Here is a 21,697-nt window from a genome sequence, read left to right as displayed (position 1 = left end):
TTTTGTATTTTTTTATAAACTACCGGTTACGATATGCCTGTCAGTCCCTGTTTCTATCAGCTCTACACAAGAGAAACCCGCCTGGTGTAAAAGAGATTTATACTGCTCAAAGCTACGATGTGCGCCTTCGGTATGGAGCATCATGTTTAAGTGCATTACAGCAGTTGAATAGCGACTTCCAGCAACATCAAAAAGTCTTTCCAAAATGAATACTTTACCGCCATTTCCGGCGGCCAACTGAGCGTGAATTTTAGTGAGGATGGCTACTGATGAATTCTCATTCCAATTAGATAAAACGTTGCTCAGCAAATAGTTATTGCCATTAGGTATCGAGTCTTCAAAAAAGCTGCCAGCTTTAAATCGAATGCGGTGAAAAAGGGGATTATCATTACAATACCTATCAAACTCAGAAGCAACCTCAGGAAGGTCAAATACTGTAACGCTTTGTGCCTTGTTTGCAGCGATCAGCATACTGGCTACTGCACCTGCACCACCACCAACGTCAACAACATCTCCGAGTGCGTCAGGTAAAAATGAGATTAAGGGTTGGCCTGAGCAGTGACTCAGCTCCCACATCGCAGCAGCAAAACTATAGCTTTTGTCTTGGCTGTATATATCATCATATGGCGAGCGAGGCTTTTCTTCACCAGTCAAAAGGTTTTCTAACTTAAATATGGACTTGCGACCTTGATCGCATACAAATTGAGTGAAGTTTCCTAAATAACGTATGTGGGTTTTATCGAAGAAGGGAAGATAATAATCCTCAACAGCGAAGCCATCACCACGTTCCGTGAGAATATCTAGTGCATTAAGCGTCAATAACATTCGATGCAGAGCTTCAGGTGCTAGGTTCAGCTCTTGCGCTAGCTGGCCGATATTTGTTCCTGGTGCCTGAACTAACCGTTCAAATATGTTGTATTTAAAACACAGAGCAAGTAATTCAGTAACGACATAACCATATAAATGCTTGTCGTACTCCTCAAGACTATACAATTCTTTCATTTTCCTTGCCTACCTATAGACAGTACTTGTAATTAATTCGCTAGGAATACTTGAACTGCAGTAAAGAGAAGTCGTTACATCAAGTACTTGGCTACATAGCTTGAAAGCAAGAAGGGCAGAAAACACTCGCCTGACTTTCAGCGTTTAGCTGTTCAATCATGATTAAAAATGTGTCAATAGTGACCAAAACTGAACACTTTGCGAACAGGTTAACATGTTAATTTAATTGATTTCAAGTAAATAAATAATTTACAAATGATACAAAATGGTTCAACTTTTCATATCTGCCATCGCCACTACAACTTTTCTATTGCCGTCGAATTCATCTCGACCATGCGCAATAATGCGGTTATCAACCATTACGACATCTCCTTGTTGCCACGTAAACCGCACAGCGCAGGATTCATAGGCCTCTGCAATCAGCTGCATTGTTTCATCAGAAATAACACTCCCGTCTGCAAATGTAACATTTCGTGGTAATCGATCTTGCCCCAACAACTCAAGCAAAACGGCCCTCACCTGAGGTTCTAGACAAAATGGGTGATGTAGTTGTACTTGGTTGAAAAAGCTTACTTCTTCTGGAGATAAGACCAGTACGCCAGCCGTTGTGAACTCTGTAGTTATCGTATCATCTGCGTCGTGACTAAATGTTAACCCTAGCCGTTCACAAATAGTTTTGACTTCATCAAGGCTGTCTGTTTTGAAATAGTCCTGCCAAGACACGTCGAACCCAGCAGAGAAGTTACGCGTATATTTCAATCCCTTTGCTGAAAAATCCTGCTTGATATGCTCCGGTAAAGCCTTGTATACAGCACGACAATCCACTAATGGCGTTGCCCCTCCAACAGCCGCTGGCTGTTCACAAAAAAAGAATTGTTTTGTTGGCCAAACCCCAGTATTCGAACTTTCATTATGGAAAAGTATTTTCATGTTATTAGGGTATGGTGTGGACTTGTATATTTTCTTACCAACCTCTTTTTTCGGTAAATCGCCATAGTTACCGTAAAGGTCAGGGCAAATGGCTGCGGCAAATGCTTCAAAGTGCTCAGGAGTTGGTAATGAGAAGTCTCTAAAAACCAGTGCAGCATCGCGTTGCAATAAATCTAAAATAGCTTCCCGATTTGTACTTGCCCATAAAACGGGATCTGCTATTGCGATACCGGACAAAAAAGTAGGGTTAGTGACCGAGGACGGCGTTAAGTTGGACTCAATCAACGTCGCGAATGACTTAATATCAGCACCATCTATTATTGTATCTACCATTACTCTCTCCTGAAGTTAGGCCATGCCTACAAGCACTTTCCTGGCACCTTCAAAAGGTTGCCGGCCATGGGTAAAACGTAAGTTATCTAGCAGTAAAACATCGCCTTTTTGCCAATTGAAATGGAACATTTCCTGTTCATAAATTTCCCGGATTTTTGCCAAATCAGCTTCCGGAATGTCACTGCCATCTCCAAAGTAGGTATTTCTTGGTAATCTTTCAGTGCCAAACATTGATAAAAAACTCTGTTTAGTTTCAGGGTCAAGGCTTGAAATGTGGAATAAATGAGCTTGATTAAACCAAACTTTAAAGCCATGTAGCGGGTGTTCAATTGCAGCTTGATTAACCTGCTTGGTCCGCAACTCATTATCAAACCATTCAAATTCAAAACCGTTTTCATGACAAAAACGTTCAACATCCTCTTTACTGTCGGTTTGAAATACTTCAGTCCAAGGCAGATCAATGTCGCTATAGTTTCGTACATACATGATTTGCTTAGATTCAAATTTGGCACGGATCTCCGCTGGTAATTTTTCATATACCGCACGACTGTCAGCCAACGGTGTCGCTCCGCCTTTTCCTGCCGGTAACATACAGAAAAAACCTAATTTTTGAGGCCACTTATTCGCATAAGAACATTCATTATGCTGCGGTATCACTTCGTCATGGTGATACTCAGTGGCAGTGTAAACATTTCCTCTAAGTTCGGTCCTAGGCGTCGAGCGGTATTGATACGAAGCTAACTCACAGCCAAACAACGTGCTAAGCGCTTGCCCAAACTGCTTACTACTCACAACGTTTAAACCTCGAATGAGCAGCATTCCGTGCTCATCTAACATGCCATTGAGTTGCTCCTTATGCTGTGTCACCCAATCGAGTGATTTCATACCTGACAACTCGACTTCAAGTAGTACTTCTCTATCTCGTGCTTCGGGTAGTGGTTTAGTCTTTAACATTATCCAGTTACTCCTTCATTTTTCTTATTCTTTCGCTTTAAACTCTGTTTTATTAGATCGGCTATCATGACTACAGCATCACCTTCGAGTAAACCGGCATGTGTGGTCTCAAATTCATGCACCTTCAGCGGCTGTTTAAAGGCCTGAGTAAATGACGCAGGCTCAATCACCCCGCCTTCTGAAGCAGTCGCTTTAAACAACTCAACGGCTAAATCTAATGGTTCTTGCATCGCCTGAGCAGTCGCCAAACTACGCCCTAAATCAACCCCAAATTGCAACGCTGCGGTTAGCACATCGCGTGAAAGTGGGAAATCAGGTTGTGAGGAAAATATTGACTCAATGATGGCTTGCATCAGCTCATCGTAGCTGTAGCTACAAGTTGGTGCTAATTTCGTGGCGATATGCTTATCAATATAGCGAGCGCTATTTAACAGATAATCATGGTTACTTTTCACTTTTCGAGATGTGCCTATCGGAAGTGAATCTATCATGCCTAAATAGGCAACATTCCGGCCTCGTTGCTGTAACGTAGCAGCAACCAAGTGCGCGAGTGTGCCACCAGCAGACCAACCTATGATCCTATAAGGCCCCTTTGGTTGCGTAACGAGGATTTCTTCTACATAACGCTCAGCTAGTTGCTTTGCAGAATCAAATCGATAGTCAGACTGGTAATTGTATGGCGCTTGTAACCCTAGTAGCTGATATTCAGGCTGCAATTTAGCTGCCAACTGGCGATAGTTATCAACACGCCCCCCATATGGGTGAATCGCGAAGATAACTTCTTCAGCTTGTTGCCCCAATAAAACAACTGACTCTGGCTGTTTCGGTGCTTGGCCTTGACCTTCAACCAATTCCACGACCCCAGCAATGGTATTGATTTTGCTCATTTGCTGAGCTGCTATTGTGATCCCTTGCTTCTTCAACAAGCCAATCACCAAAATCATTTTTACGGAGTCACCACCTAAATCATAAAAGTTTTCTTCGACTCCTATCGTTTCAGCATCGCAGCCCAAATATTGCGCCCAAGCTCGAGCAACGGTTAATTCCAAAGGCGTTTCAGCTCGTTTTTTCTCAACATTCTTTTGCACACTTGGCAATGCACTTTTATCTACTTTTCCGTTGCTTTTTAATGGGATATCTTCCACAAAGACAATCGCACTTGGTACCATGTAGTGAGGTAGCCATTGCTGGGCAAGATTTAATAGATTACTTTGTTGCTCCACAGCACCAGCTTTGAGCTTGATGTAGGCCACCAAAGTTTGCTCGCTGTTAAGTATGACAACGGCGGTACTAACACTAGGTGAGCGCAGTAAAGTTAGCTCGATCTCTTCCAGTTCAACGCGGAAACCACGAACTTTGATTTGATTATCTTTACGTCCGACATATACCAAATCTCCACTTTCATCTCTATATACCAAATCCCCCGTGGCGTAACGACGCGAACTATCGGACGCCCAAGGGTCAAGAGTGAAATACTGATCCGTTAACGACGACTGTCTGATGTATCCTAAAGCAACACCGCTTCCTGATAAGTACAGCTCACCTACGATGCCATCAGGCACCAACTCTTTGTTATCATCCAGCACACAAGCTCGCATTCCTGAAATAGGGCGACCTATCGCTATTGGCTTAGCATCCACATCATTAATAACCTGTGTACATGCCCCAATGGTAGTTTCTGTTGGACCGTAGTGATTAATTACTTCCACGCCATCATTAAGTAGCGTGCGAATGACTTGACGAGCATCGGATTGAATAGCTTCACCACCCACGAATACATGGTTTAGCGATGTCAATTTTCCATCATAATGCGTCAACAGTGCAGCCAATAGACTCGGAGTCAGCTTAATCACATTAATCTCACGTGCAAGGATATGCTGGGTAAAACTATCACCGCTTTGGATCAACTCTCGACTACCTATATCTACACTGCCTGCTGTCGCCAACGCTAGAAGTATCGAGGTGTAACCCAAATCTGTGGCAAATGAAGTAAGGAGAGCAAAGCGACTATGTTGGGCAATCGCGTGTCGAGATAACATGGCATCAACGTAATGGCTTATGTTGCCATGACTCACGGCCACTCCTTTAGGTTTACCAGTTGTGCCCGACGTGTAGATAATATAAGCGATATCATTAGCGTGAGGGATGTCCCCTCAAACTCGATATGTTCAGAAGCTAGTTTTGTTATGCATAGCTGTCGTTGAGACTTGGTCATTGCATGTTGAGTCGTGGGCTCAGTGAGCGTTAGGTCTAGCTGTGCATCTTGAGCAATGAAAGCTAGACGTTCTGTTGGCCATTCCTTTTCCAATGGCACAAATGCAGCGCCAACTTTAAATGTCGCTATAATTGAAGCTAAATAACCCACGCCCTTTTCGAGACAAATTCCAACCCGACTTTGTTTACCGATACCGTTTTCTGATAACTGTGTAGCGATTTGATTAGCAATTGTATTTAATGCTCGATAATTCGTACTTACCCCATGGCTATAAACAGCTTCAGCCTCTGGATAACTGGCAAATTGATGCTTTAAGGTAGCAATAAAGCTCGGGGAAGTTTGTGTTTGTCGGCCATAACCACTGTTCACTAAAACAGCTTGTTGCTGTGCTTTGGTTAGCCAAGCTAATGTCGATATTGGCTTATCTGATCCGTGTGACATGGCCGTAAGGATTTCGCCAAGGCAGCTACGAAGCTGTTCTATCCCGTGTTTTGAATAATGATTACTATGGTACTCGAACTTAATCTTGAGTACCTCGCCATGAGAGGCTATCAAAGAAAGAGGGAAATTGTTGCCTTGCTGCGATTCAATATTTTTGATTTGCAGTGACTGCTCTGTGTGCCTACTCGCATCGGATAAAGAGCGCGGATAGTTCTCAAATACTAATAGGCTATCAAAGAGGCCGCGACCGGCATGTTCACTAGATAACTTTTGAATTTTTGATAACGGAAAATAACTGTATTCATCTCTTTCAATATAATCTGATTGGAGCTGTAGTAACAGCTCAGATACGCTCTGCTCTGAGTCAAGAGAGATGACCGCGGGCACTGTGTTAATAAATAGCCCCACCATTGACTCTACCCCATTCAAATCTGCAGGGCGGCCGGATACGGTTGTACCAAACGTAACCTGTTTACTGCGGTTTGCTCGACTCAACAATAAAGCCCAAGCAGCTTGCAATACAACATTCAGGGTGGTGCGCGTTTGCTTTGCAAGTAGAGTTAACGCATTAGTTTGCTCGACTGTTAGTTGTAAATATTCCCTCGCAACCACATAGTCAGGCTGCTCTAGGTAACGAGAAAAAGGTAAATGACTTCGTTCAGTAATTTGACCCACTTGAGTACGCCAAAACTGCTCAGCTTTATCACTATCTTTACTTTGTAGCCAGGCGATGTAATTTTTGTAAGGCACGGCTGGCGATAGTTGTATATCTCGCTTGTTACTTAATGCATGATAAATCGCTAATAACTCGGAGAAAACAATACCAGAACACCAACCGTCGATTAATGCATGGTGCTGAGTCCACAAAAGCTGATAGTGTTGGGGCGCCAATTGCCAAACCGTTACTCGTACTAAAGGTGGCATATTGACATTAAAGCCTTCCGCCTTGTCTTCAGCACGCATTTGATTGACTATCGCTTGTTGTTCCGCCACATCTAGTTGACTTAAATCAAACTCTTGCCAAGGTAATGTCACCTGTTGATGGACAATCTGATTGATTATTCCTAGCTCTGACGTTCTAAATCCAGTTCGAAAAATGTCGTACCTATCTACCAGACACTGCCAAGCAGCACGCAGATGGCCGAGATCAACCTCACCAATCACTTCCATAAATAGCTGGTTGGCGTATGCACCACGCTCCAAGTTACTATGGTATAGCATCCCTTCTTGCATTGGCGTTGTCGCATAAATATCTTGAATAGCTTGGCCTTGCGTCCAGCTTTTTAGCTCTTGCGGCTGGACGGTTGCCAACGGAAAATCCGACGCCGTAAAAATACCGGCTTCAACATCACAGCAGTGCTGAATAATCTCTTCTAAACTTCTGACAATTAGCTGGTTTAACTTTTGGAGAGACTCGCAGGAGTAACCGTTTTTGTCATAGCTCAAGTTGAACTGTAATTGCTCGGCCAAAATTTTACCGTTGAAGCTAAGCCCGTGTGTTAACTTTCTATGAGGGCTGATAGCTCGCCCGGTACCTTCCTCTACAGCAAACAATAGCGATTGCTCATTGATCACCTGCTTAAATTGGCCTAGATAGTTGAATACAATTTCAGCGTGAGGTTCAACATTACTCCCCAACAGACCTGCCCGAGCTAATAACCCAAAGCCGAGTCCTTTATTTGGAATGGCACGGTATTGCTCTTTTACTGCACAAATTAGCGCTTCAAGATCTCCATCAGGCGCTTCTAATGTAAGTGGGTATGAGGTAGTAAACCAGCCGATAGTGCGACTGAGATCATGGCCGCTATCAAGCTCTTCGCGACCATGCCCCTCTAAATCTATGCGCATGATAGACTGTTCCGACCAAAGACTAAAACCACGTAATAGCGCTGCAATGAGTAGCTCATTTATTTGTGTTCTATAAGTGCTATTAGCTCGTTGCAACAACAAGCTTGTATAATCCTTATCCAATGCAAACTGTAAACTACCAACAAACTCATTACTTATGTATGCCTCACTCGTCTCACCGCGCCGATAACTAGGTACAGGTAGCGCTAACTGCTCTCGCCAATAAGCAATCTCGTTGGCATTCTGTTCTAGATTTGGCCATGAGTCTAAATACTCGCACCATGTTTGATAAGCGGTGGTCTTTTGCCCAAGCTCAAATAGAGCATGATGAGTGGGCTCTTGGCTCTTATCTAAACAGCGCTCAAAGTCTTCCAGCAGAATACGCCAAGAGACTCCATCTATAATAAGGTGATGGCAAATAATCAGCAGACGCTGCTGCTGTTTTGGATCAGTAAACAAGACCACTTTGAATAAGGGGCCAACTGTAATGTTGAGGCTTTGCTGTAACTCATCCGCAATACCTGTAATTGAATTTAAATTATCAACATTGATTACGCTTAGTACTGCGTCAATATCAAAACTTGAAGTGTCAGCAAACTCACCAACCCAACCAGTATCTTGATGTTTAAAACGCAACCTCAGTGCATCATGCTGGACCACTAAGCATGTAACAACTTGGGTCAGAAACTCTTTAGTTAACTGGATTTGGCAACCGAGCATAACAGCTTGATTAAAATGATTTAGTCCAGCCTCATCCATAAAAAAAGCTTGATGAATAGGCAGTAATGGTAAGGTTCCAGCACTTGGCTGCTGTGAGACCTGCTGTACTTGTGAAGTCGAAACATGGGCAGCCAGTGCAGCTATGGTTTGGTAGGAGAACAACTGCTTAACAGAAAAGTACAATCCAACCCTTGCGGCTCTCGACACTAGCTGTATAGACAAGATCGAATCACCACCCAGTTCAAAAAAGTTACTCGTAACACTTAGGTGTTGTGGTGAAAGTCCCAGCAACTGAGCATACAACTCAACCAGTTGATGCTCTATATCATTGCTTGGCGCTTGGTATGATTCTTGTTGCGCCAACATATCTATTTTGGGTAGCGCCTGTTTATCAACCTTGCCACTTTGGGTGACAGGCAGTGCATCAAGCACAGCAAAACCTGCAGGGATCATATAATTGGGCAAACGCTCATGCAGTTGTGCTTTCACCGATGCAATAAGTTCACCGTCAGAGCCAACTACCTCATTGCTCGCTACGATATAGGCTAGCAACCTACGCTGTCCTGCAGCCAATTCTTCAACAACTACTTCTGCCGCGGTTACACCAACAGCTAACAGTAGTTGCTGTTTAACTTCCTCAAGCTCAATCCGGAAGCCTTTAATACTCACTTGATCATCAATACGTCCCAGATATTCAAATTCTCCGCGGCTATTTTGCCGCGCAATATCTCCAGTAAAATACCACCGCCCCGCCCCAAAAGGGTTCGTGATAAATTTTTGCAAAGTCAGCTCTGATTTATTCAAATAACCTAAAGCCAACCCACTTCCCGCTATCACTAACTCTCCACACAAGCCTTTCGGTAAAGGTTGACCGTCGCGACTCGAGACAAATAGCTGGGTGAAATCTACAGGATTACCAATTGTGACCTGATGCTGGGGTTTTAGCTCAGCAATACTGGCACACACTGTAGACTCGGTGGGCCCATACGCATTAAACATAGGGTATCGCCCAGCCCACTGTTCGGCCAAACCTTCATCGCAAGCCTCGCCTCCGACCAACAGAGCTTTAAAATCATAATTATCATGATAAGGAAGGTGACGAAGAAGTGTTGGCGGCAACAGTGTGTGAGTAATACTTTGTTGCTGTAAAAACGAGCTTAGCTGTGCAGGATCGGTTTTACATTGCGGATCGCAAAAATGTAGACTGCCACCATTTAATAATGCCCATTGCCATTCCATGATAAAAGCATCAAAGCTAATAGTGGCAAATTGTAGTACTCGGCAATTAGAGTCAATTGCAAATCGCTGCCCCATATAGAGCCCAAATTGCAAAGCACTTTGCTGCGAAATGACAACGCCTTTGGGATTGCCTGTCGAACCCGAAGTGTAAATCACATAACTTGGTAGTGTAGATGGGTCACCTTGGTGGGGCTCAAAGCCTTCAGTAACATAATGATTTAATATTCGTTGCTCAAAATCATCATCGAAACATATGACCTTGAGGCCATCACGCTTGTCGAGCCCTATCTTTTCTTCCGATGTGATCACCAATGACACTGATGCATCATCAAAAATATACTGTAACCTCGCCTTAGGTAAATCAGGTGAGACAGGTAAATAGGCTGCTCCAAGCTTCATAATGCCCAAAATAGTATATATTAAGCGCTCATTCTGAATCATACTTACAGCCACAATATCGCCAGCACCTACCCCCAACTCTTGAAGATGTATAGCCATTTGTGTCGAGGCGCTATCAACTGTTTGATAGCTAATGTGGTTATTTTGCGATATTAACGCGGTTTGATTATGAAGCTTTTGGGCCTGCGCACTAAAATGAAGATGAACATGATCTGCTAGTGGCTGACCTTCAAACTGCGGTTGGTTGGGAGTAACTAGCTTCGTGCGCTCAGCATCAGTGATCATATTGATGCGACTTAAGGGCAAACTAAGATCATCGCAATTTAATAGGGAGATTAGGGTACATTCAAAAAATTCAGCAAATTGTGTTATCGTTTCAGGCTTAAAAATAGCACTATCATAAACCCATTTGATTTGGCCACCTTGCTCACCCAAAGCAACGTTAATATCTATATCAAATTTAGCTACCACCCCTTTGCGCTCAATAGGTAGTAACTCAAGGTGAGGTAGCTCTAATGCAGTGTTTTGACCGCTCGTTGTACTTAGCAGTACCTGAAATAATGGGGTGTATTGGGCGCTTCTGGCTGGCACGCAATGCTCAACTATCTGCTCGAAAGGAATATCTTGATTAGATTGAGCATCTAAATTAACTTCTTTAATGTGCTCAAGATATGCATTAATACTAGACGCATCGACATTTGCTTTTAAAACGAGAGTATTAACAAAAAAGCCAACCACTTGCTTCAACTCTGATTTCATTCGGTTAGCAGCTGGCGTTCCCACTACAAATTCAGCTTGGTTACTACAGCGTGCCATCATAAGATTCAGCACCGCATGAAATAACATGAATGGAGTCAGTCCATGCTCCTTTGCAAACATCAACGCTCGACGGCTTACGCTGCCTTCGAGTCGTCTGGAAAGTTTAAGGCCTTGATAGCGTTTAAAATCTGGCCGTGGATAATCCATGGGTAGACGATGAACGGCAGGCATTCCTTCAAGTTGATGCTGCCAATATTCAAGTTGCTTTTGCAACACTTGCTGATCCAAGTGTTGGCGTTGCCAAAGTGCAAAATCACCGTATTGTATCTCCGGTTCAACGACACTCGCTGGGCGGTCATCAAGTTGAGCCTGATATTCTGCCACAAATTCACGCGTGACAATTTCCATCGACCAACCATCAGAAGCAATATGATGCATACTAAACAGTAATACCCCAACAGCCCGTTCTTGCTCGCGTGGCAAAGAGATATAACTTGCTCGGAGCATCACATCGGTACTTAAATCGAACGGTTTTTCACATTCGCGCTGGAGTAACTCCTCCATCGTATTCGCATTTGGTGCACATTCGTCACGGCTCAAGTCGTAAACTGTCATTGCAAATTCAGGAGTCGCTTGAATAATCTGAATAGGCTCTCCGTCCTTGTCATCATATGTCGTTCGAAGCACTTCATGGCGAGTGATGATCTGTTGTATTGCCTGTTGGGCCGCCACAACGTTAAACTCTCCTCTAACGGTGAAGCCTCCGGAGATATTATATTCTGCGCCCTGGTCAGAAAGCTTATCGAGAAACCACAGGCGTTGCTGTGCAAACGATAAAGGCAAGGTGTTAGACCCTATTTGCCGAGCTGTAATTTTGCTTTGTTTCTTAGCCAACATCTGGGCGCGCTTTTGCTCTGCCAACTTTTTAATCAGCGCGGCTCGCTTGCGATTTGACTCTGCCACTGACTGTGTATTCTCAATATCCATTTTCGTTATACCTATTTTGTTATGCGCTATATCCGGAGGTGACGATAATTCAAAGTAGCCGTTACTCGTCACACAGCTCCTGATAAAGCTTTTCTATTTCTTCATCAGACATATCTGCTAGCTCAGCTTCAGCGGCCGCCAGCTCGTCTTCATCTAAATGAAGTAAAGCATCAACTTGGTCAGCCAAATCGCATAGTACGGGTGAGCTAAAAATTTCTTTTATAGATAAGTCAACAGGAAAGGTTTCATTAACTTTGGTCACTAGTTGTACCGCTAATAGCGAATGTCCACCCAGTTCAAAGAAGTCGGCATTGATGCTGATCTCCTCTGCCGATAAGTGCAGAAGTTCGGCCCAGATGGTCAGCAGCTTTTTCTGCGTATTATTTTGCGCAGGCGAATATTCACCGGTTAGTGCTGCAAGGTTAGGTTTAGGCAACGCCTTTCTATCTACCTTACCATTACGATTGACAGGTATATGACCAATACTCGTTATCGCATTGGGTTGCATGTAACTGGGTAGTGTTTGAGCCAGTTGTTTTTTAACTGCTGCAACAACCGCCTGTTCGGACTGTCGTTCGCGGATCTGTAAGTATGCAATAAGGAGCTTTTCTTCTCCCTGCTCCTGCCACACTTTTGTGACACAATCGAGTACATCAGGGTGGTGTAAGATCTGTTGCTCTATCTCACTTAGCTCGACACGGTAGCCACGTATTTTTACTTGGTTATCTTTACGACCTACAAACTCTATATCACCATGCTTGTTATAACGCACCACATCACCAGTTCGATATAGTCGCTCTGATTCTCCGCTGTAGAGTTGTCTTGAGAAAAAATGTCCATTGGTAAGCTCAGCATTGTCCATATAACCTTTTGCCACACCAACTCCACCAATGTGCAACTCCCCCTCACAACCTTGTGGTGTTAGGTGCCCATAATGATCCATTACGTAAAGGTTGACGTGACCCGCCGGACGACCAATAGGTGCAACCTGAAAGCTATCATCCGCTTTGATTTCATAGTGACTACTCCAAACTGTCGCCTCTGTTGGCCCATATTCGTTAAAAAATCGAGCCCCTGACTCCATTGGCTTTCAAAATGCAACTGTTGAAGATCTTGCTCTACTCCTTCTCCACCAGTGATCACTAATCTTAACTGGCTTGGTAGCGCAGCCATTAGGTTGGCATACTGTAATAACGCCCGATACATTGTCGGTAAAATCGCCAAGTGAGTAATATCACTTGCCATGATGTACCGGTAAACGGCTCCAATATCGACCACATCACTATCTTTGACGATATGTAGTTCAGCACCTTGTGCTAACACTGAAAAAATACCTAATAAACAAGAGTCAAAATAGATAGATGAAAGAGACAAGAAGCGCCCTGCTGGTACTCGATAAGCATCTAGACGACTCTGTGTTGCAGCGATGATTTGCCGATGCTCAATTTGTACACCTTTAGGTTCGCCACTTGAACCAGAGGTATACATGATATAAGCCAAATCCGTATTGTGACCTCCAATTTCTGGATTTATGTTTGAGCATTGTGTGATTAATTGATTGGTCGCAACACTATCAATATAGGCGACGGCCAGTGCAGGGATTTGTCGCAATATGGGCTCAAATTGCTGATGACTCAGCACTAAATGAACTTTTGCATTGCTAATAATAAATGCACGTCGCGCTTGTGGCTGTTCCGGATCCAAAGGCGTGAAAACTAAACCAGCTTTAGCAACTGCATACATTGCAATTACCATATCACTACATCTCTCCATGCAGATCCCAACCGTTGCTTGACGCGGTAACTCCAATTTGAGTAAGTAGTTGGATAGCTTGTTAACAGCTGAATTTAGCTCCTGATAATTATAGCTCTGTGTATCAGAAACCAGTGCAATCGCCTCTGGAGTTCGTGTTACCTGGTTCTCAAGAAACTGATGAACTTGTTGTATCCTTGTTGGTGCAAGCTCTGGCCCTCGGCTCATTGCCACTAATGCTTGCTGTGTTTGCTCATTGAGCAGATCGATATCACTTAATGCGATCCGTGGATTGTGTGCAACTTGATGAAGGATACGTATAAAGTAGCTCGAGAATCGCTCAATCGTATCTGCATCAAATAACGCAACATCATAGGTCCAGTTGATGACCCACTTTCCTCCAGCAAATACCACCCCAAGATTCAAGTCAGTTTTAGCAATCGTGCTTTGTTGTTCTAACGGGGTAAATTCCAGCCCTTCAATCCCCGCAACAGATTGGCCGATATTGTTCAAGTTCAAAACAACTTGTACTAGTGGCGTGTGACTGCTAGTGCGTAGTAACTTACATAAATCTACGAGTTGCTCAAATGGCACATCTTGATGTGCTTGAGCGTCCAAATTGACCGTACGAATATGCTCTAGAAGTCCATTAAAACTCTCTTGCTGTACTTGAGTTCGCAGAACCAGAGTATTTACAAATAGTCCTATTAGTGGCTCAACTTCAACATTCGTTCGATTGGCGATAGGGCAACCAATAACCACATCCTGCTGTCCACTTAATTTACTAACTAAAAATGCCAAGGCTGCATGAAATAGCATGTACATCGATACATTATGCTGACTCGCCACTTTCTCTAATTGCTGAACTATTTCGCCAGATAAACAACTCTCATAAATTGCTCCTTGCTGTGCTCTGACTGAAGGTCGAGGCCTATCCAATGGCAGGTTATGGATGCTTGGCACATCTTGTAGTTGTGTACGCCAATATGCTAATTGCTCAGCTAAAAATACATCATCCAATCGCTGTCGTTGCCAGTAAGCAAAATCACTATATTGAATACTCAATGCAGGTAACTGCGGATCAACTCCCGCCTCGATAGCCTGATAACAATGGATAAACTCAGACATCAAGATACCCATAGACCATGCATCTGCAGCTATATGATGGAGATTAAACAGCAGTATGCCCTGTTCGCTACTTTGGCAGATATAATGGATTTCAAATGGCGGTTGTTCTTCGAGTACGAATACTCGTTGATAAAAAGAACGTAGCAGATCAATAATGCTATCTTTTTGTTGTTGCTCAGATAAATGAGTTAGATCAGAAACCGTCAGCCTGACTTGCCAGTTTTCTTGCACTTCTTGATATGCCGTTTGGCCATCAAATTGATATTGAGTTCTAAGTACCGCGTGCCGATTTACTAAATACTGCAACGCTTGCTCTGCCACTTGCAGTGCAAACTTTCCTGTTACTTGATACGCTAGCGGCATATTGTACTGATTACTAGGACTTACTTGCTCTACAAACCATAGACGCTGTTGAGCATAACTAAGTGGGATCTGCTTTCCTTTAGGTGCCGGTGTTATTGCCCCCAGACTGGCTTTACCATGATTATCTATATGCTGCGCTAGCAATTGAATCGTGCTGTTTTCAAAAACTGCTTTCAACGCTATCGTCAAGCCAAAAGTCGCCTCAACTTGGCTAACCAAACGAGTTGCTAAAAGCGAATGTCCGCCCAACGCAAAAAAGCTATCTGTAACACCGATTGTTGTCACATTTAATAGACCTTGCCAGATTTCTAGGAGCTGATGCTCTGTCTCTGTACTCGGAACCACTTGCATCTGATCATTTTGGTAAGTGGGTTCAGGCAAGGCGCTGTATTGTAGTTTACCATTGATAGTGAGAGGCCAATTTTCGACGGTAACAAAGTGACTAGGAACCATATAATCAGGTAACTGATCACTTAAATAGACTTTAATCTGTTCAAGCTGTGACGGTTTAACAGCTCGACAACCAACATTAAGATAAGCAATCAACCGTTGTTGTAGTTCAGTGCCTTTGACCAGTACGATCGCATCATCAACTTCAGGGCGGTTGCGCAGTAGACTGGTGATTTCATCCACTTCAACTCGGAACCCACGAATCTTAACTTGCTTATCTTTACGTCCCAAACCAACCAAACGACCGTCAGCGAGATACTTTGCCAAGTCACCGGTTCGGTATGCGCGTTGACCATCATACTCCACAAACGCGGCTTTCGTTTGTTCTGGGCGTAACAAATACCCTGCTGCCACATTACTACCCACAACCAAAACCTCACCTACAGCTCCCGTAGGAACACGTTGTAGTTGCTCATCAACGAGTAATACGTGGTTGTTGGTTATCGCCTGTCCGAGTGTTATGACACCTCGTGCGACATCCTCTTTAATATTACTGTATAGAACATCGGACATAACCTCGGTGGAGCCGTAAAGGTTATAAAACTCCACTTCATCCAGCCATTTACAGCATCGCTCAGCAAGGCTCAAAGACAGTGCTTCACCACTAATAAACCAGTAGCGCAAACTGCTAAGCGTCGAGCGATACTGCGCTCCCGATATTACTAAACTCTGCAAATGAGAAGGCGTAGTAACTATTCTGGTGATTTTATGTTTTTCAATAGCTGCGACGAATAAATTGTTATCTTTCACCTGCTCTCGTGGCAATAAAACAACGGGTTTGATTGCAGCTAAGCTGACGTAAAACTCCCACATACCGCGTATAAACGCCATTGAGGTCATCATCACGGTTACTTCATTTGAGGCCAGTGGAAAACGCTGTAACATCCAACTGACTCTGTTAACTACAGCACCGTGAGTCCCTAACACCCCTTTGGGCTTACCCGTCGAGCCCGAGGTGTAGATTATGTGCGCAATATCATCACTAAAGACTTCAACGTCTGGATTTTCTCCGCTGTATTGGTCCAGCGTGCTTTCTCTCAATAGACTGCTACAGTCCAATGTTACGCGCTCAAAAAATGATGCCTCTGTTTGCTCATCATGTAATAGCAAAGTAATGTCTGCATCTTCTGCTTGCAACTTCAATCGTGATGCAGGCAGTTCAACAGACAATGGAACCAGTGTTGCTCCTGCCTTTAATACAGCAAGCATAGCGATTATCCGCGTGGCGTTTCGCTGGCAATGTATACCTACCGTTTGACCCTTACTGATAGCATGTTGCTTAATCAGATAATGAGCCAACTTGTTGGACTGTTCGTTTAACTCTTCAAATGACAGCTTTTGCTCTGCATAATGTAATGCACCACTAGCTGCGTGCTTACTCAAATTAAGTTCAAATAATTGATGAACTGAGCTGACTTCATGCTCACAAAGAGTAACTGCGGCATTCTCTTTTAGAGGTTGCGACCACTTAAGCTGTGCAACGTTAAGTTGTGGATTTGCTGCAACCTGATACAACGTACTACTAAATTCATTCGCCAAAGCAGTAATGGTTGAGCAGTCAAACAATGCCGCATTGTAAGCAAAAATAAACTTCAACCCTGAGTGAGTCGGTCGCAGATATAAAGTAATGTCGTACTTACTGTCAAACTCTTGCTGTGCGGAAAAAGCACTCACTTCGAGTTGGCTTTCTGTTGACAATGCTAGTTGTTCATTGGCCATATTGATAAACAACTGAAAGATAGGAGCATGTGTCAAGGAGCGCTCCGGATTCAATTGTTCGACTAGTAATTCAAACGGAACCTCACTGTGAGCATGTATCTCCATATGGGTTTGCTTGGCTTTGCGCAGCAATTCACTGATGGGTTGTTGTGTATCAAACTGAGTGCGCACGACTAGTGTATTTAGAAATAAGCCAATCATATTCTGACAGGACTTATTATTACGATTGACCGCAGGCATCCCCATTACAACATCCTGCTCACGACTGAATCTACCTACAGTAACCGCGAACATAGTCTGTAAGAGCATAAACAGAGTGCTTTGGTGCTGCTGAGCAAATAGCTCTAGTTCATTAACGATATCTGGTGCAATGGTTCCATCTACTCTTGCTCCACTGAACTGATCAGGAGCTCGATTACGGTCTAGGGGAATACTATGTAATGGCGGCGCTTGATCTAGATGACTCAGCCAAAAATCAAGTCCGTGTTGCAACCGCTCTCCACCTAGGTAACGACGTTGCCAACTTGCAAAGTCTGCATACTGTATCGTCAATGGCTCCAGAGTGGGTGCTTGCGCTGAGCTTATCGCGTCATAGAATGCCATGATATCGTTAAGAAGAATATTCAATGACCAACCGTCGCAAGCAATATGATGCACCACAATGGCCAATACATAATCATGCTTGCCAAGTTGCAACAACTGAACCTTTAACATGTGGTCACTTTGTAAGTTAAACGGCTGTAAGGCTTGGGCTGCAACATTAGCGTGTGCCTGATTAAGCTTTTCTTGCTCACTGCCATTTAACTCAAGCGTTGTTATCCGTGGCGCAAATGCTGGCAATATAACTTGTTGGGGTTCGCCATCCTGATCGAGCTGGTATACTGTTCTTAGTATCTCGTGACGCTTAATAACTGCTGCGATGGCCTGCTCAAGGGTATTAGTCTCTAATTGGCCACGGATTCTTAACGCCAATGGCATATTGAATTGTGCGTTTGGTTGAGTTGCTAATTGCTCAATAAACCAAAGACGCTGTTGTGCGTAAGATAGCGGTAGGGCTTGACCATCTCGAGGTAACGCTGGGATCTCTGGGTTGTTTTCTCCCAAACCAGATTGCTGCATAAGTACCGCTAAGCGGCGAATACTAGGATAACTAAAGAGTTCTTTGAGACCCAACTGCAGCTTGTAGCGAGCGTTAATCTCGCTGATTATTTTCACTGCTAACAGAGAATTTCCCCCTAACCTAAAGAAATCACCCGTTACACTTAACTCCTCTAGTGGTTGTCGCAGTACCTCTGCCCATATCTCTACCAGCGCTCGCTCTACACTATTCTCCGCCGCTTCATATTCCTGCCCTATCTCCCCAATCTCGCTCGGTAGCGCCCCCCTATCCAGCTTACCATTCGCCGTCAACGGCAAAGCATCTAGCAAACACCAACGACTCGGACACATATAACTGGCTAAACGCGCCGATAACGCACGCTCTAACTCCGCTATAAAAATGCCTTCATCTACTACCTCTCCCTCTGCAACAACATAACCCACCAACGTCGCATCCGCACCCTCTCCTTGCACCAACACCGCCGCCTGTTTCACCACTGCTTGCTGTGCCAAAACACTCCTTATCTCTCCAAGCTCTATACGATATCCCCGCAGCTTGACTTGCTCATCCTTCCTTCCCAAAAATACCAACGCTCCCGACTCCAAGCGCCGTACCCTGTCTCCTGTTCTATACAACCTCGTATCCGCCAACCAAGGAACATACACAAATGACGCCGCCGTCCTGTCCGGATCTCCAACATATCCTTTCGCTACGCAAGGCCCTCCAACATAAAGCTCTCCTACGCCTCCTTTCGCTTGCAGCTCACCCCCTGCATCAACGACATACAACCCTGTGTTCGCCATCGCATACCCTATCGGTATCTCTTCTCGCGTTGAATCCCCTGCCCTTAAATGCGCGCTTGCATCATATAAGCTACAACCTACCACCGTTTCCGTCGGACCATAGTGGTTATAAAGTTGACTTTCACTAAAGGTATCTTGCAACCGCGCAGCCAGCCCCTCCGTTAGCGTCTCCCCTCCTATCACCAGAACATGCCCTCCGCTGACCTTATCCCCATCCAGCAATTCAAGTAATGCCTCACAATGCATCGGCGTCAAACGATATAAACTCGCCTCTGAGCTCCCTCGTAACCGCTCGACTAATCCCTCCAACTCCTCTCCCCAAGGCGCTAAGTTCACGCACCCTCCCACCAAAAGAGGCAAATATAAACTCGGAACGCCTATATCAAATGCATGCGACGTCAACACATAGCTTCCTGTCAACTGCTCTTGATAGTACGCTTTTAAACCATAGCCACAGTAATCTATTAATCCTCTGTGACTTACCTCCACCCCCTTTGGCTTACCCGTCGACCCTGACGTATAAATCACATAGGCGCTATCCGCTAAGGTATGTGTCACTCCCACCGGATGGCTGTCATAACCCGATAAGCCCCACTCATCCTCATCCAGCATTAACACATCTACCCCTGAAACCGGTAAAATTTCTAATAAACATGTCGATACCAAGACCTGAGTCACATCCGCATCGTTAAATATATCTGCTAAACGTGCCGTCTGATTATCCGGGCTCAATGGGATATAGCTCGCACCCGTCGCCATCACCCCTAGCATCGCCACCAAGAGCGTGACATCTCGCGTCATCACCAACGCAACTCGCTCTCCCACCCCTATATCCTGCTCTTGAAGGTAATGTGCCAACTGATTCACGCGACTGTACAACTCTCCATAGCTCAGTGCGTGTGATTCATCCCGTACCGCTATTCTCTCCGGCGTCTGCTGGGCTTGTCTCGCAAACTGCTCTACTACACTTTCTCCCCGCCGATAATCACAGGCTGCACCTACGCTCTCTTCTATCAAGCTTTGACGCATTTCATCGTCATACAAGGCTAAACTTTTGCAGCTACCTTGGGCTCCCTTCGCGATACTCTCCAATAGATACTCAAAGCTACGGGCATACGCCGCTATCGTCGCTTCTGTAAACAAGCTCTGTTGATACCGCCAGTGGCATAGCAACTCGCCTTCTCCCTCCGAGCAAGTCAAATCCAAATCAAACCGTACCTGCTCTTGACTTTGTTGGAGTGGTTTCAGCCTCGCCTCTCCCAAACTCAACCCTTCATCGTCACTGCTGCGATGGTTCTGTAGCACCAACTTAACCTGACACAAGGGGTTATATGCTAAGCTTCTATCTGGGTTTAATGCCTCTACCAACAGCTCAAAAGGGAGCCCTTGATGCTGATAATCTGCCAGCGTATCTGCCTTTATCTGCGCCAATAGCGCCGTAAATGGCTGCGCTAAATCAACCTCTGTTCGACTCACCAAGGTATTGATAAAAAACCCTATTAATGGCGACAATTCACTCTCACTACGCCCCGCTGTCGGTACGCCTAAGACGATGTCCGACTCACCGCTTAAGCGGCTCAATAACACCGCAAAAGCACCTTGCAGTACCATAAATAACGTGACACCTGCGCTTTGCGTTAGCGCTTGTAACCCTGCCAATGTCTCTTTGCCTATCCGACTACGCACATATCCAGAGGTAAATTCTTGCTTGGCTGGTCGCGGCTTATCTAATGGCAATCCGTGTAAGCTCGGCATGCCCGACAACCTAGCCTGCCAATACCTTAACAACTGTGCTTTGTTTTGCTCCGTTAACTGTTGCTGTTGCCAGTACGCGTAATCTCCATATTGGACCGGTAATTCAGGCACATCCGCTTCCCCGCCTGTTATCGCAGCTTGGTAAAATGCATTAAACTCTTTTATTAATAGCTGCATTGACCAACCATCCGATGCGATGTGATGCAACGTGAACAACAAAATATGCCGTGTTTGAGACTGTTTGATGATTTTTGTACGCAACATTAAATCTTGGCTTAGGTCAAAAACTTCTCGTGCCGCATCATCCACTTGCCGCTGCACTTCATCTTCACCACAATCAACCAAATTCACCACTTCCACCGTCACCGCTCGGGCTGGCATTACCCGCTGCATACACACTCCATCGTGGGCTTCGAAACAGGTTCTTAACGCCTCGTGGCGGGCAACTATTTGGGTTAGACTGGCTTCTATGGCTGCAATATCCAGTACCCCATCACAGGCCAGTGCTGCTGCAACATTATAATGTTGACTGCCTTCTAGCTTATCGATTAACCACAGCCGTTGTTGTGAAAATGACGCTGGGATCGCACCACTGCGATCTATGGCACACAAGGGGATACTCGCCACTGACCTCCCTTGCTGCTTTCTCTCAAGAAAGTGCAATAACTGTTCTTTGTGCGTTTTTATTTGCTCTGCTAACTCAGCAGTCATGGCACCTTTTGGTGCTTTCACCTTTAAAGTACCGGAGTCAGAAGATAGCTGAATATTTTTTTGTTGTAGTTGATTAAGCAAATCAATCAT

7 protein-coding genes are annotated in these 21,697 nt (G+C 44.6%); all 7 read right to left on the bottom strand.

Annotation, left to right across the window (positions count from 1 at the left end; genetic code table 11):
* Positions 1 to 12: 12 nt before the first annotated feature.
* The gene (locus tag GSF13_RS08990; RefSeq protein ID WP_102056221.1) at positions 13 to 1,002 is read right to left on the bottom strand and encodes a methyltransferase; all 990 of its coding nucleotides are present in this window, start codon (positions 1,000 to 1,002) and stop codon (positions 13 to 15) included.
* 270 nt (positions 1,003 to 1,272) lie between these two features.
* Complete coding sequence (locus GSF13_RS08985; RefSeq protein ID WP_211867979.1) at positions 1,273 to 2,265, bottom strand: TauD/TfdA family dioxygenase; 993 nt, start codon at positions 2,263 to 2,265, stop codon at positions 1,273 to 1,275.
* A 15-nt stretch (positions 2,266 to 2,280) separates the two neighbouring features.
* Positions 2,281 to 3,219: a TauD/TfdA family dioxygenase gene (locus tag GSF13_RS08980; protein WP_010604449.1), complete on the bottom strand. Its 939-nt coding sequence runs from the start codon at positions 3,217 to 3,219 to the stop codon at positions 2,281 to 2,283.
* On the bottom strand, positions 3,219 to 5,336 hold the full coding sequence (locus GSF13_RS24920) for an AMP-binding protein (protein ID WP_282961470.1): 2,118 nt from the start codon (positions 5,334 to 5,336) through the stop codon (positions 3,219 to 3,221). Before GSF13_RS24920 ends, GSF13_RS08980 begins: the two co-directional genes overlap by 1 nt.
* Complete coding sequence (locus GSF13_RS08970) at positions 5,291 to 11,827, bottom strand: non-ribosomal peptide synthetase (RefSeq protein ID WP_211867969.1); 6,537 nt, start codon at positions 11,825 to 11,827, stop codon at positions 5,291 to 5,293. Before GSF13_RS08970 ends, GSF13_RS24920 begins: the two co-directional genes overlap by 46 nt.
* Before the next feature lie 61 nt (positions 11,828 to 11,888).
* Positions 11,889 to 12,839, bottom strand: a complete 951-nt coding sequence (locus GSF13_RS24915) for a non-ribosomal peptide synthetase (RefSeq protein WP_282961469.1) — start codon at positions 12,837 to 12,839, stop codon at positions 11,889 to 11,891.
* On the bottom strand, positions 12,770 to 21,697 hold the full coding sequence (locus tag GSF13_RS24670; RefSeq protein WP_282961462.1) for a non-ribosomal peptide synthetase: 8,928 nt from the start codon (positions 21,695 to 21,697) through the stop codon (positions 12,770 to 12,772). Before GSF13_RS24670 ends, GSF13_RS24915 begins: the two co-directional genes overlap by 70 nt.

The sequence above is a fragment of the Pseudoalteromonas sp. M8 genome (assembly GCF_018141365.1).
Taxonomy (GTDB): domain Bacteria; phylum Pseudomonadota; class Gammaproteobacteria; order Enterobacterales; family Alteromonadaceae; genus Pseudoalteromonas.
This window is presented reverse-complemented; position numbering and strand designations above follow the sequence as displayed.

Coding starts and splice junctions, on each gene's coding strand:
- GSF13_RS08990 (WP_102056221.1), bottom strand. CDS start 1,002: ATGAAAGAATTGTATAGTCTTGAGGAGTACGACAAGCATTTATATGGT.
- GSF13_RS08985 (WP_211867979.1), bottom strand. CDS start 2,265: ATGGTAGATACAATAATAGATGGTGCTGATATTAAGTCATTCGCGACG.
- GSF13_RS08980 (WP_010604449.1), bottom strand. CDS start 3,219: ATGTTAAAGACTAAACCACTACCCGAAGCACGAGATAGAGAAGTACTA.
- GSF13_RS08970 (WP_211867969.1), bottom strand. CDS start 11,827: ATGGATATTGAGAATACACAGTCAGTGGCAGAGTCAAATCGCAAGCGA.
- GSF13_RS24670 (WP_282961462.1), bottom strand. CDS start 21,697: ATGATTGATTTGCTTAATCAACTACAACAAAAAAATATTCAGCTATCT.